We start from the raw sequence: 12,767 nt of genomic DNA, 5'->3' as shown, positions 1-12,767 counted from the left end.
GCGAATACGAGCAGTGCTGCACGCTTGGGAGGGGGATGGTATGTCGCGCTCCTCCGTCCCTCTGCGACACTCCTCGGTCCTTTGCGACACAGGAGGGCTTCATGATGGCAGTAACGATGGACAAGCTCACGGCGCTATGTAAGAGCCGCGGTTTTATTTTTGCGGGCTCAGAGATTTACGGGGGCCTGGCAAACACCTGGGACTATGGACCGCTTGGCGCCGAGCTCAAGCAAAACATTAAGCGCCTGTGGTGGCGGAGCTTTATCCAGGAGTCGCCGCTAAACGTCGGCCTAGACTCGGCGATTCTCATGAACCCACAAGTATGGGTAGCGAGCGGGCATGTCGGCGGTTTCTCCGACCCACTGCTCGACTGCAAGGGCTGTAAGTCGCGCTTTCGCGCAGATCACCTCGTCGAAGAAGTAGGGCAGCAAAAGACCGACGGCTGGACTACGGCCGAGCTTGCCGCTTACATAGCCGCGCATCAGCTAAAGTGCCCTAAGTGTGGTACTCACAATTTTACAGATATTAGGCAATTTAACCTCATGTTTAAGACGTATCAGGGTGTCACCGACGATTCTAAAGCAGAGATTTACCTGCGTCCCGAAACCGCGCAGGGAATCTTCGTAAACTTTCGCCACGTGCAACGCACCACGCGCAAAAAAATACCCTTTGGCATAGGACAAATCGGCAAGTCCTTTCGCAACGAAATCACGCCGGGTAATTTTATCTTTCGCACGCGGGAATTCGAGCAGATGGAGCTTGAGTTCTTTTGCGAGCCGGGGACCGACCTCGGGTGGTTTAGCTTCTGGCGCAAGTTCTGTTACGACTGGCTGCTCTCCATTGGACTACGGCCCGAGTCGGTGCGCCTGCGCGACCACAGCAAGGAAGAACTAAGTCACTACAGCGCAGCCACTACCGACATAGAATTTAACTTCCCCTTTGGCTGGGGGGAGCTGTGGGGGATAGCCGACCGCACCGACTTTGACCTTAAGGCGCACATTGCCGCCGCGGGAGAGGACTTAAGCTACTTTGACCCCGACACATCAGAGCGCTATGTGCCCTATGTTATCGAGCCTTCGCTCGGTGTGGAGCGACTGCTGTTAGCCCTGTTAGCCGACGCATATTGTGAAGAATCGCTAGGCGAGGATGACATGCGCGTGGTCTTGCGCTTTCATCCAAGTGTCGCCCCCATTAAGGCCGCCGTGCTGCCACTTAGCAAGAAGTTAAGCGCGGGAGCGGAACAGATTTATGCCGATTTGCGCCGGCACTTTGTCGTGGAGTACGACGAAAGCGGCGGGATCGGCAAACGCTATCGCCGCCAGGATGAAATCGGCACGCCTTTCTGCATTACCTATGATTTTCAGAGCCCCGAAGACCACGCGGTCACGGTGCGCGAGCGCGACAGCATGGCGCAGGAGCGCGTGCCCATTGCTGCTCTACGCGAATATTTACAGGCCAAACTAGAAAGCCGTTAGCTGAAGTTCGAGGAGGGCGGCATATGACACGTGTTTTCTCCGGCATCCAACCTTCGGGAGTGCTTACACTCGGGAATTATCTAGGCGCACTAAAACACTTTGTGGTGAGCCAATACGAACACGAGGCTTTTTTCTGCATAGTAGACTTACACGCCCTGACCTTGCCGCAAGACCCGGCAGAGCTTAAGCAACAGATTAGGACTTTAGCGGCGCTCTATCTAGCGGCAGGCATTAACCCACAGAGGGCCACGCTGTTCGTGCAGTCCCAAGTCCCCGCGCATAGCGAACTAGCTTGGCTCCTACAGTGCATGAGCTATATGGGCGAGGTTGGGCGCATGACTCAGTTCAAAGAAAAGTCCGAAGGCCGCGAGACGGTTCCGGTGGGGCTGTTTACTTACCCCGTGCTGCAGGCTGCGGATATTTTGCTGTATGACACGAACCTAGTACCTGTCGGGGAGGATCAAAAGCAGCATATTGAGCTCTGCCGAGACATAGCTTTGCGCTTTAACCACCGCTTCGGCGACATTTTCGTAGTACCCGAGGCGCGCATTCCTAAGGTAGGCGCGCGCATTATGTCGCTTGACGACCCCACTAAGAAAATGAGCAAGTCAAACCCAAGCCCAGCCAGCTATATCAGCCTGCTCGACGACGAGGACGTCGTTCGCAAAAAAATCATGCGCGCAGTGACCGACCTCGGGCGAGATATTGTCTATGACGAGGAGAATAAGCCCGGCGTCTCTAACTTGCTGGTCATTAACTCTCTTTGCAGCGGCAGAAGTATTGCCGAGCTAGAAGGCCTTTTTGCCGAAAAAGGCTATGGCGACCTAAAGAAAGACACCGCCGATGCCGCGGTGTCGGTACTTGGGCCTATTAAGCGACGTGCAGAAGAAGCACTTGCCGGTTCCGAGATTGACGAAGTCTTAGCCCGAGGGGCCGCGCAGGCCTACGAAGTGGCGCAGGGCACATTGCTCCGCGTGCAACAGGCGCTTGGTTTAAGGTAACTGCTACCAGCGCCCTCCCGCACCGCCGCCGCCTGAGCGTCCGCCGCCAAAGCCTCCGCCGAATCCGCCGCCGAATCCGCCACCAAAGCCACCGCCAAAGGGACCGCCCCGATTGCGTCTGTTCATGTTGCCTATGCTGTGGCCAAGCAGAAACCACAATAGGCCCCGCCCGCCGCGGGTCGACAGCAGAAATAGGAGCACGATAACAACCAAAAGATTAAGCCCGCCATCAAAGAACATTACCGGGCCAGCCGCACTGCGCTCGGCAAGTCGGCCGCGCTCGATTGTGACGTTATATTCGCGCTCTAGGCGTGCCACAATGCCGTCGTTAGCAAGCAACGCGCCCTGCAGGCCCTCAAAGAACCGGCCTTGGCGAAAGGCTGGCTGAATATGGGTGCGAAAAAGTGACCCAAGGTATCCGTCTGGCAATGCGCCTTCCAGCCCGTAACCCGTATGAAAACGAAACTCCCGCTCCTCACGCGGCCCCTCTCCCAGACTCACGAGCATCAGCAAGCCGTTGTTCTTGTCGCGCTTGCCGATGCCCCATTCCGTGAATAAGCGTTGCGCATAATCAAAGACATCTATGCCGTCTAGCGTACGGACAGTGACAATCACGACCTCCGCCGTCGTAGCTTTTTCGATGCCCGCTAGCACCGCCGTGAGGTCTTGTTCTTCTCCGGCACTCAACAGATTAGCGAAGTCGTTAACAAAGGTTAAGGTTTCGGGTCGCGCGGGAACTGAGGCCTGCGCAAACGCCGGGAGGACGAGCAGGACTAGCAGCAGGAGTGCGGCAAGGAGCTTCTTCACGCTCAGTTCCTCGCTCTCGCGTTAAGGAAAGGTGACGCGTGGGGCTTGTTGGGCGCCGGGGTCTGCCTGAAAATACGTCCGCGGTTCGTAGCCAAACATGTTCGCCAAGATTACCGCCGGGAATGACTTGATGCGCGTATTGTACTGCTGCACAACAGCGTTAAAGTTATCGCGTTCTACGGCGATGCGGTTCTCGGTTCCGGCGAGCTCATCCATCAGGCGGGCGACAGACTCCTGCGCCTTAAGCTGCGGATAGTTTTCCATCACCACGAGTAGTCGGCTTAAGGCTCCCTCTAGTTGGTTGGTGGCTGCGACTCGTTCGTCTACCGTGCGGGCTCCGGCCATGCGCGCGCGTGCCTCGGCAATGTTGCCAAACACTTCTTGTTCATGCGCCATATGTCCTCTAACCGTTTCTACTAAGTTTGGGATTAGGTCAAAGCGCCGCTGCAGCCTTGCCTCTAGATTAGCGAACTGGCTATCTACCTGTTGTGACAACCGCACAAAGCTGTTGTAGGAGCCCACGAGGGAGATGCCAAGTAGCGCCAACACGCCTAGTACCACTAACAGCACACCAAGAATGCGTCCACTTTGGTTCATTGTTAACACGTCCTTTCTGGATGAAAGCCTCTTACATTAGTCTATTACGCGAACCGGAAGCTAAAGTTTCAGCGGAGGTTAAACATGGACTCACAACTGGCGCTCATGCAAAGTGCCGTCCGAACGAGGACAGAGAGTGATACTTTTATTAGACTACAAGCCTGTGCGGACGGTCAAGAGCTGGTAATAGAACCCCTCTGGACTACGCCTGGGGTCTTTGTCTTGCGCCTAGCCAAGCAGAAGGCGCGTGAGATTAGCCAAGCGGATGTGCCCGCGCTCCTTACAAATTTTCTTGGCGGAAAAACGCAGGCTACAATCACGTGTGTGGAGCGTAACCAAGAGACGATTATAGAGCTAAGCAAAGGCAAAGTGCGAGTCCGCTCAACCCCTAAGCAGCAGCCCGACCTGCCGACACATAGCCAAGGCGAGGCTGTGGCCCCCGGCACTCGCCAAATGTTCGTGAAAGCCGAAGCCGCGCGGGAGCTACTTGTAGCCATCGGCATTATGACTGCGGACGGCGAGATTAAGGGCGACAAGCGGCGCAAATACTACCAAATCGACCGCTTTATTGAGCTGGTCGCCGGTATGCTCGCAAGCTGGCCAAGGAATGAAGAGCTAGTGGTGCTTGACTGCGGTTGCGGGAAGTCCTACCTTTCGTTTGCACTCAACTACTACTTAGTCGAAGTCGAGAGGAAGAAGTGCCGCTTTATTGGGATAGACAGCAGCCAAGCGGTTATTGAGAGTTCACGCGCCATCCAAAGACAGCTTAACTATCGCAACATGGAGTTTTACGCAGTCGAAGTCAGCGCATTTGTGCCGCCCGGCCCAGTCCACATGGTGCTAAGCCTACACGCTTGCGATACGGCTACCGACCAGGCCATGGCCTTGGGGCTACGCAACAAGAGCCGCTATATTATCGCCGTACCGTGCTGCCAAGCCGCGCTGACGGACGAGTTGGACTATGGCGCGTTTACCGCCGTCGTTAAGCACAACATCTTTAAGCGTAGGATGGCAGACTTGCTCACCGACGGGCTACGCGCAGCGGCACTCGAGGCACATGGCTACAAAGTGAGCGTCGCCGAGTACGTCTCGCCGCTCGATACACCAAAAAACATTATGCTGCGAGCAGAGCTGTCTCTGGCGAAAGACGCCGGCGGGGGCGAGGCTTATGCCGAGCTTAAGCGCGTGCTAAGCGTCACTCCTTGGATTGACCGCCTGCTCTAATGCACGCGGTTATTTTTTAGTTACACGAAGGATTAATGCCCTGCGCGGCGAATGTTTCTGATGCAGAGTAGAAAGGAGTGTTGTACTTGTTGCGTCCCCTAGTCAAAGAAGACTTGCTTAAACTTAAGTTCGTCTCGGCTCCCGAGCTCTCTCCCTGTGGGGAACGAGTCGCGTTTGTAGAGACACACATCGAGGAGAAGACCGAGGAGTATCGTTCTCACATCTACGTGAAGTCGGTAGAAGGAGGGGCAGTACACCAGCTGACTTTTGGCGGCAAGCTACAGAGCTCGCCTAAGTTTTCTCCGGACGGCAAAAGACTCGCCTTTATTTCCGACAGAAGCGGAGACAAGCAGATTTTCGTCCTGGATCTTGAGTTAGGCGGCGAAGCGCGGCAGGTTACCACTATGCGCTTTGGGGCTGTATCGCCTGTATGGTCGCCTGACGGTAAACACCTAGCTTTCGTGGCGCGCTTTGCCGGCAGAGACAGCTCGCTCGACCTGCAAAAGGCGCGCACCCAGGAAGAGCGCGATGCAGACGACAAGAAGCGCCGTGAGGAGCCTAAGGTCATTTCGCTCATTAAGCATAAGGCCGACGAAGCTATGGGGCTTCTAGACGGGAAACACAGTCATATCTGGGTTGTAGCCAGCGATGGCGGCCCGGCACGCTGCCTTACGGGCGGGGACTTCGAACATGTTGACCCAAGCTGGTCTCCGTGCAGCCAAAGCTTAGCTTTTGCCAGCAACCGCGACGGCGACCCTGAGTTTAAGCCCTACTACGCCGACATCTACACCGTCGCAGTCGCCACAGGAGAGATTAAGCGCGTAACTGCTACAGAGGGGCCCGCCGTGAGCCCTGTTTGGTCGCCTGACGGTAAGAGCATAGCCTATGTTGGACACACCGGCGAGTTCTACTCGGCGACACTCGCGCGCGTGTGGCTAGTCGACGCCGGCGGCGGCGAACCCATTAACCTTACCGCGGATTTCGACCGCTGTGTCGGCGACCAAACAGGGTCTGACAGCCGCTACGGCGGCGGTGCGGAAGCGCTCTTGTTTAGCCCCGACGGCACCGACATACGCTTTCTTGCCAGTGACCGTGGCGATACACACGTTTACAGCATCTCACTCTCTACGCGGAAGGTCACTCAGCTAACCACCGGGCACCTGCATATTCAGAGCATGAGTTCGAGCAAGGACGGCAAACGCATGGTTGTGGCCGCCGCTACGCATATGCACCCGGCCGACTTGTTCCTTTTTGGCGAGGGTCACGTCCTGCGCCGGTTAACTGCAGTCAACCAAGAGCTGTTAAATGCTGTCGCGCTCAGTGAACCGGAGGAATTTTGGTGCCACAGCACCGATGAACAAAAGATACACGGCTGGATTATGAAGCCCACGAACTTTGTTCCCGGAGAAAAGTACCCGCTAGTCCTAGAAATCCATGGCGGGCCGCACACGCAGTACGGCTGTACCTTCTTCATGCAGTTTCAGCTCTGGGCTAACAACGGCTACGGTGTGTTGTTCACTAACCCGCGCGGCAGTCACGGCTATGGGCAGGCTTTTGCGAATGCCGTGCGCGGCGACTACGGCGGCGGCGACTTCCGTGACTTAATGTGCGCCGTGGATCGAGCCGTAGAGCTGCCTTGGGTTGACAGCGAGCGCTTAGGAGTTACCGGCGGCAGCTATGGCGGCTTTATGACTAACTGGATTGTCGGCCACACCAAGCGCTTTAAGAGTGCGGTGACGCTACGGAGCATCTCTAACTGGCTTAGTTTCTACGGCGTAAGCGACATCGGTTACACGTTTACCGAGTACGAGATTCTTGGCAACCCTTGGGACAATACCGAGCTCTTGCTTAAGCATTCACCTATCACCTACGTCAAAGACATCTCGACGCCAGTTCTTGTAATGCACGCCGAACAAGATATGCGCTGCCCCATTGAACAGGGCGAGCAGTTCTATGTTTACCTGAAAAAGCTTGGCGTCAAGACGCGCATGGTTAGATTCCCCGGCGCAAACCACGAGCTTTCGCGCAGCGGTAAGCCCAAGCTTCGCCTAGCGCGACTCCAACACCTTTTGGAGTGGTTCCAAGAGACGCTGTAGCGGCAAAAAAGAGCTGTCCTCCATCCGGGGGCAGCTCTTTTGGTTCTTAATCGCAGTTCTTAGTGGCGAGTCGTATCCCAGATAAAGGCTCGCAGTTCCGCCATGTTTTGCCCCAGCCAGACCATAGCGTGGTGGCGCCCGTAGGCGGCCTCGTCCTGACGGGGGTCGGGAGTCCCGGCGTAGTGGTCGCTAAAGCCAAACAGGCCGCGCACCAACTGGTAGTACCACAGGCGTGGCATCTCTAAGTACTCGGAAGGCGCCAACATGCCCCCGCCGTCGCGATAGCCCTTGAGCATGGCTGCAGCGAGAGGGTAGTTGAACTTGCCGTCTCGGAGACACGTAAAGCCGATGGCCCGCATTAACTCCCACGCCGGGAAGCTGTAGCAGGTTTGGTCAAAATCTAGCACGCCGGCGACTGTGCCGTGGGCATCGAACAGCACGTTCCCTAGTTGGTAGTCACCGTGAATGGCCTGTCGCCGCAGATGAAAGAACTGGCGCGGCCCAACGTCTACCCCCTGCATAACTTGGATGCGGTAGGTCAGGGAAGAGATGGTGAAGTAATCGAAATCGTCATGGCGGTCCTTCGACTGGACGGTTGTAAGCAAGTCAAACAGGCGAGGCAGAGACTCCTCGCTCCCACGCCACAGGCTGTTGTGGAGCTTGTCCGCCTGCGGGAAGAAACGCAAGCTGTGATGCAGTTTCCCAAGCATTGCGCCCATGCCAAGGCCTTCGGCCCTCCCTACTTCATCTAGGGCGAGATTGCGACCGGGGAGAAAGCGGAGCAGCAACAGGCGGAGCCGGTCAACTACGAGCACGAGGTCGCCTGCCGCAGTAGGTACGACGCGGGGGACAGGAAACCCTAAAGGGATTAAATACGAAGTGACCTCCAGGCCATCGTAGAGCCGCTTATCGGTAACGGCGTCGCTGTAGACCTTAAGGCAGTATGTGTTGCCGTCATCCGCACAGAGCTTGTAGGTGCGATTTACTCTCCCCGTAGACATAAGGTCGAGGGAAGAGACAACAAGGCCATAGTGCCGCAGAACAGACTCCCTTATGTCCATGAGTCACCTCCTCTGTGTCGGTTGTCATTCCTTTCGCTGTGGGCAAGCGTAATCCTCTTTATCTTTGGAGCGACTTTGTTAATCCTAAAAGCCAAGCTAGCGGAAAGAAGGTTCCCGCCGTAGTGACTGCCGCGAGTAAGAGGCGAAAAAGCGGAGTGCCGCCGTAGGACATAAGGGCCCACTCTACGGCAAAGAGAGCGAGCCCCCCGGCAACACCGCCGCGCAACAAGAGGTTTATTACGGCCCTTAGCCCGCTAAGCATCTTAAATACTTCTAACAGCCCTAAGGCCGCTCCCGTGCCAATGCCCGTGACCACGCCTATCACCGCTGTGTAGATGCCAAGTTCGGGCCGCAGATACGTCCCCAAAACGATAGCTAAGGAACTGAGAATGGTGCAAATAGCTGCGTTTCGCGTGGGCACGGCGGGTCTACCTAAGCCCTGCAAAGTAGCGGTAGTAATGTGTGTGAGGTAAATCATCCAGGCTACCCAGCCCATACTCGACAGGAGTTGCCCGGCTTCGGCCACGCCAAAGAGCAGCAGGCAAATGTCTACACCCGCGGCGATAAAGACGACGCTACTTGGCCAGCCGAGGAGCAGCGCTAGGGTGAGCCCACGCAAGAAGCTCTGCAAACCGTAGCGCTTGTCAGGCTGATCACCGCTTTCGGCCATCGCGGGCAATAGGTTGCTGGCCAAAGGGAAGGTCAGAACCGAAGGTATAAAAAGCACAGTCACCGCCATCCCTGTCAGCTGCCCGTAGGCAATGGCCGCAGCGCTGGCCGAGTAACCCATATGACGCAGGCTGCGCGGTATAAGCACTGCCTGCAGCGCCCCGGTAAGCGAGAGTATCAGGCGACCTAAGCCCACCGGTATAACTATCGCCAACAGCGGTGCGAATCCCGCGCGGGGCGTAGGTGTGACAGGGCGCCGCGCTATCGCCAATAACAATAAGAGCGTTAGCAGACCGCAGAGCTCACCTAGGGTATAGCCCATGGCGAGACCTAGCGAGATACCCCCCGCTCCCAAAGGGCTGAGGTAAAACGCCAGATAAAGCGAGGCCACGACGTGCGCAGCCTGCTCTACGAGTAAGCCTGTGGCGATAAGCGACATGTAGCGCATACCCTGATAGTATCCCCGCACGGCACCCCCCAATGAAACAATGAGGAGAGCGGGAGCCATAGCCAAGAGTGGCACCCACAGCCGTGCCTCGCCCACAAAGGAAACGGCCAGCGTGCGGCTACCTGCGGCCAACAGCAGCATACCTAGGCTCCCTGCCAGCCATGCCAACCGGCTCCCGGCCCAGAGCGCGGAGCGGACTCCGCCTGCGTCGCCGCGCTGGCGATGGCTTGCTACCAGCCTCGCTACGCCAATGGATATCCCTGCCGTGGAAACGGTCATGACGCTGACATAAAGAGGGAAGGCCATTTGGTATAGCCCAATCGCCTCTTGGCCGAACGTTCGCACCAGGTAAGCGCGAAAGGCAAGGCCTACGATGCGGTTGACTATCGCGGCAACAGCTAAGACCAGAGTTCCGCTCACCATGGTGTGCTGGCGCATATGCATCTCTCCTCTCGGGAAGATACATATGTCAGATTCGCGTCCGCATGCGTGTGTAAATTAAAAGACTTCTCTTTGGAGTAGGAAATGGCCGCTGCGATAGCGAAACCACAGTAAAGAAGACAGAGCACGAGGAGGAAGCGAATGAACGAGCAACGATTCGCAAGTAGACTACGTAACATGCAGGGAAATGTCATCCGGGAAATACTCAAACTCACTCAGCAACCGGATATTATTTCCTTTGCGGGAGGATTGCCGGCCCCCGACTCGTTCCCGGCAGAGGAGCTAGCCGAAATTGCGCGGCAGGTGCTCCGTAACGACAGGTCTATACTGCAGTATGGCACGACAGAAGGGTATGGCCCGCTGCGGGAGTTTGTGGCAGACTGGGTCAAAGATGTGGGAATCAAGGCTAAAGCAGAAGACGTCATCATTACATCGGGTTCACAGCAGGGGATTGACTTAGTCGCCAAGGCCATGCTGGACGCGGGAGAGACAGTGGTGGTGGAGAGCCCGACATACTTAGCTGCCATTCAGATTCTGCGCACTTATGAGGCCAGCTTCGCGGTCGTCCATAACGACCATGCCGGGGTCTTGGTCGATGAACTAGAGGCTGTAATCGCCAAAGAGAAGCCTAAGCTAGTTTACCTTGTGCCCACCTTCCAGAACCCTACCGGCATAACCCTAAGCCTTGCGCGGCGCAAAGCCATAGGCGAGATGCTTAGCCGGCACGAGGTTATTCTGATCGAGGATGACCCTTACGGCCGCCTAAACTTTACCGGTCAAGTCTTGCTGGCCATTAAGTCCTTTGATACAAGCAACCAAGTCGCATACTTCGGCAGTTTCTCCAAGATTATTTCACCGGGGCTCCGAGTGGGGTTTGCGATTGCGCCGGCTCCTTTGCTGCGCAAAATGGTAATCGGCAAGCAGGGGACGGATGTGCACACCTCGAACCTGTCGCAGGCGATGGTCTACGAGTTTTGTCGGCGCGGGCTACTTGCGCCCCACATAGCCGAGGTAGCACGACGGTACAGCAGAAAACTTGTTGTTATGCAGGAATGTCTGGCGTTGTTGCCGGCCGATATCAAGTGGACGCAGCCGGAGGGCGGTCTCTTTATCTGGGGTGAACTCCCCCCGCACATTGACGCGGTTAAGCTCTTAGAAATAGCTGTGCGCGAAAAGGTGGCGTTTATTCCGGGGGAGAGCTTCTTTGTTGAAGGCGGCGGCAAGAACACGCTAAGGCTTAATTTCAGCAACGCCACAGAGGAAAATATTCGCGTTGGCTTTGCTCGTCTCGCCAAGGCTCTACAGGAGTTTGAGTGAGGCAATGCGGGTAGTCCTGTTGGCGCTAAACGCCAGCTACGTGCATACGAGCCTAAGTGCGCGGTACCTAGCCGCAGTATGTCAAGTGGCGGGAGTTAAGCTCCATGTAGTCGAGTCAAACATCAACGAAGGGGCAGAGCTTATCACGAGCAAGGTTATGGGACTCTGCCCAGAACTCCTCCTGTGCTCCGTCTACATTTGGAATCGGCGCCTTATGGAAGATATCTGTACGAGGATACGCTTAAGTGACCCGGGCATTACCATAGTGTGGGGCGGCCCGGAAGCCAGCGGAGGGTGGGAGGACGTCCTTAGGCGTGACGATGTCGACTATGTCGCCTGCGGGGAAGGGGAGGGGTCGGTCCTCCCCCTCATTCGCGCGCTCGCGCAAGGGACAAGGCCAAACACAGCGGGGATTGCGTGGCGGGGCGGCCCCTTACCCAAAGCCCCGCGCCTCGAGACGCTAGACAAGCTACCCTATCCTTACGTCGACGAAGGGTGGCTGCAGAACAAAATATACTACTTTGAGAGCAGCCGCGGGTGCCCGTACAACTGCGCTTACTGCCTGTCTTCGCGCGAAGCAGGAGTGCGGTACATGTCACTAGATACTGCTAAAGCCCGCCTGTCCCACATGATGGGTAAAGCTCCGTTGATTAAGTTCGTCGACCGCACCTTTAATGCCGACCCCAATCGGGCGAGAGCGCTTTGGGAGTTTTTGCTCTCAGCCGACGAGGAAACGCGGTTTCACTTTGAGGTCTGCGCGCATCTTTTGACGGCGGATGATTTTGAGCTCTTAGCTGACCCCCGCGCCAAGCGGTTTCAGTTCGAAGTAGGCTTGCAGTCGGCTTCCCCGCCTAGCCTGCAGGCCGTTAACCGCCAGGTAGATGCGTCACATACGCTACAGGCGGTGAGGCAGCTAGTGCAACTTGGCACCGTAGAGGTGCACCTCGACTTAATCGCAGGACTGCCCGCGGAGAGCCTAGAGACTTTTGCCGCCGCCGTTGACGCCGCGCTGGCCACGTTGTCGCATCGACTGCACCTTGGCTTCCTAAAGCTCCTGCCTGGCACCGAGCTTAGGCAAAAGGCAGCTCAACTAGGCTTAGCTTACCTGCCGTTTGCGCCCTATGAGGTGCTTAGAACGCCTCACATGACAGCGCACGACTTTACTTACCTAAAGGCACTAGCTAAGGCACTAGACCACTTCTATAACTCCCGGCAAGCCGAAAATGCCTTGCGCTATGTGCTGGCGCAAGGCGAAATGACGGGGTTTAAGCTGCTTGGGCTCCTCTCTGCGGCAGAGCGCGAAGCGGTGCAAGAGAGCGTTTATCTCGCCCTGGAAAAGTACGTGCCGTGCTCTCTGACGCTTAAGGAGCTTTGCCGTCTTGACTTTCTCTGTAACGAGCCGCACAAACGAGTTCCCGACCTTCTGCTAGGCTGCGAGCCGCCCGAGGACGAAATGGTGCGGCATATAGTTTACCATGAACCCGAGCGCCTATTTGCCGCTCTGCCACACCGCCGGGGCGAAAAACCGGGGAGTATCCTGCGGCAGCTGCGCTTTGGAAAGTTTGCGCACGGTGAACTGCTGTTTGACCACAGCCGACCGCGCGGCGAGCGGGTTTTTGAGGTGTGAGCTA

Annotated in this window: 10 protein-coding genes; 6 read left to right on the top strand and 4 right to left on the bottom strand. The window is 56.6% G+C overall.

Annotated features, from left to right (window positions below; translation table 11 throughout):
* Window positions 1–104: 104 nt before the first annotated feature.
* Together KGZ66_03700 and trpS are read left to right on the top strand one after the other, a co-directional pair.
* A complete protein-coding gene (locus KGZ66_03700; GenBank protein ID MBS3984697.1) occupies window positions 105–1,475 on the top strand; it encodes a glycine--tRNA ligase in 1,371 nt (456 codons plus the stop codon).
* Between the two features lie 23 nt (window positions 1,476–1,498).
* The gene (trpS, locus tag KGZ66_03695) at window positions 1,499–2,476 is read left to right on the top strand and encodes a tryptophan--tRNA ligase (GenBank protein ID MBS3984696.1); all 978 of its coding nucleotides are present in this window, start codon (window positions 1,499–1,501) and stop codon (window positions 2,474–2,476) included.
* A gap of 3 nt (window positions 2,477–2,479) precedes the next feature.
* On the opposite strand, the gene KGZ66_03690 is transcribed toward trpS, so the two are convergent.
* Entirely contained in the window at window positions 2,480–3,283 is an 804-nt protein-coding gene (locus KGZ66_03690; protein ID MBS3984695.1) for a TPM domain-containing protein, read from the bottom strand.
* A 21-nt stretch (window positions 3,284–3,304) separates the two neighbouring features.
* The gene (locus KGZ66_03685) at window positions 3,305–3,880 is read right to left on the bottom strand and encodes a LemA family protein (GenBank protein MBS3984694.1); all 576 of its coding nucleotides are present in this window, start codon (window positions 3,878–3,880) and stop codon (window positions 3,305–3,307) included.
* Between the two features lie 84 nt (window positions 3,881–3,964).
* On the opposite strand from KGZ66_03685, the gene KGZ66_03680 reads away from it, so the two are divergent.
* Window positions 3,965–5,104 (top strand): SAM-dependent methyltransferase, encoded by a 1,140-nt coding sequence (locus KGZ66_03680; GenBank protein MBS3984693.1) that lies wholly within the window; start codon window positions 3,965–3,967, stop codon window positions 5,102–5,104.
* Window positions 5,105–5,190: 86 nt separating this feature from the next.
* Window positions 5,191–7,200: a S9 family peptidase gene (locus KGZ66_03675; protein ID MBS3984692.1), complete on the top strand. Its 2,010-nt coding sequence runs from the start codon at window positions 5,191–5,193 to the stop codon at window positions 7,198–7,200.
* A 59-nt stretch (window positions 7,201–7,259) separates the two neighbouring features.
* On the opposite strand, the gene KGZ66_03670 is transcribed toward KGZ66_03675, so the two are convergent.
* Both KGZ66_03670 and KGZ66_03665 read right to left on the bottom strand, forming a co-directional pair.
* Window positions 7,260–8,261 (bottom strand): phosphotransferase, encoded by a 1,002-nt coding sequence (locus KGZ66_03670; GenBank protein MBS3984691.1) that lies wholly within the window; start codon window positions 8,259–8,261, stop codon window positions 7,260–7,262.
* Window positions 8,262–8,319: 58 nt separating this feature from the next.
* Entirely contained in the window at window positions 8,320–9,816 is a 1,497-nt protein-coding gene (locus KGZ66_03665; protein ID MBS3984690.1) for an oligosaccharide flippase family protein, read from the bottom strand.
* Window positions 9,817–9,960: 144 nt separating this feature from the next.
* Between KGZ66_03665 and KGZ66_03660 the strand changes: the two genes are divergently transcribed.
* Window positions 9,961–11,136: a PLP-dependent aminotransferase family protein gene (locus tag KGZ66_03660; protein MBS3984689.1), complete on the top strand. Its 1,176-nt coding sequence runs from the start codon at window positions 9,961–9,963 to the stop codon at window positions 11,134–11,136.
* A gap of 4 nt (window positions 11,137–11,140) precedes the next feature.
* Window positions 11,141–12,763, top strand: coding sequence for a DUF4080 domain-containing protein (locus tag KGZ66_03655; GenBank protein ID MBS3984688.1), 1,623 nt, complete (start codon window positions 11,141–11,143; stop codon window positions 12,761–12,763).
* The last annotated feature ends 4 nt before the right edge of the window (window positions 12,764–12,767 follow it).

The sequence above is a fragment of the Selenomonadales bacterium genome, from assembly GCA_018335585.1.
Lineage (GTDB): Bacteria > Bacillota > UBA994 > UBA994 > UBA994 > UBA994.
This window is presented reverse-complemented; position numbering and strand designations above follow the sequence as displayed.

Excerpts from the sequence above, each read along its gene's own strand:
- KGZ66_03700 (MBS3984697.1), top strand. The coding sequence starts at position 105 with ATGGCAGTAACGATGGACAAGCTCACGGCGCTATGTAAGAGCCGCGGT.
- trpS (MBS3984696.1), top strand. The coding sequence starts at position 1,499 with ATGACACGTGTTTTCTCCGGCATCCAACCTTCGGGAGTGCTTACACTC.
- KGZ66_03685 (MBS3984694.1), bottom strand. The coding sequence starts at position 3,880 with ATGAACCAAAGTGGACGCATTCTTGGTGTGCTGTTAGTGGTACTAGGC.
- KGZ66_03680 (MBS3984693.1), top strand. The coding sequence starts at position 3,965 with ATGGACTCACAACTGGCGCTCATGCAAAGTGCCGTCCGAACGAGGACA.
- KGZ66_03670 (MBS3984691.1), bottom strand. The coding sequence starts at position 8,261 with ATGGACATAAGGGAGTCTGTTCTGCGGCACTATGGCCTTGTTGTCTCT.
- KGZ66_03665 (MBS3984690.1), bottom strand. The coding sequence starts at position 9,816 with ATGCGCCAGCACACCATGGTGAGCGGAACTCTGGTCTTAGCTGTTGCC.
- KGZ66_03660 (MBS3984689.1), top strand. The coding sequence starts at position 9,961 with ATGAACGAGCAACGATTCGCAAGTAGACTACGTAACATGCAGGGAAAT.
- KGZ66_03655 (MBS3984688.1), top strand. The coding sequence starts at position 11,141 with ATGCGGGTAGTCCTGTTGGCGCTAAACGCCAGCTACGTGCATACGAGC.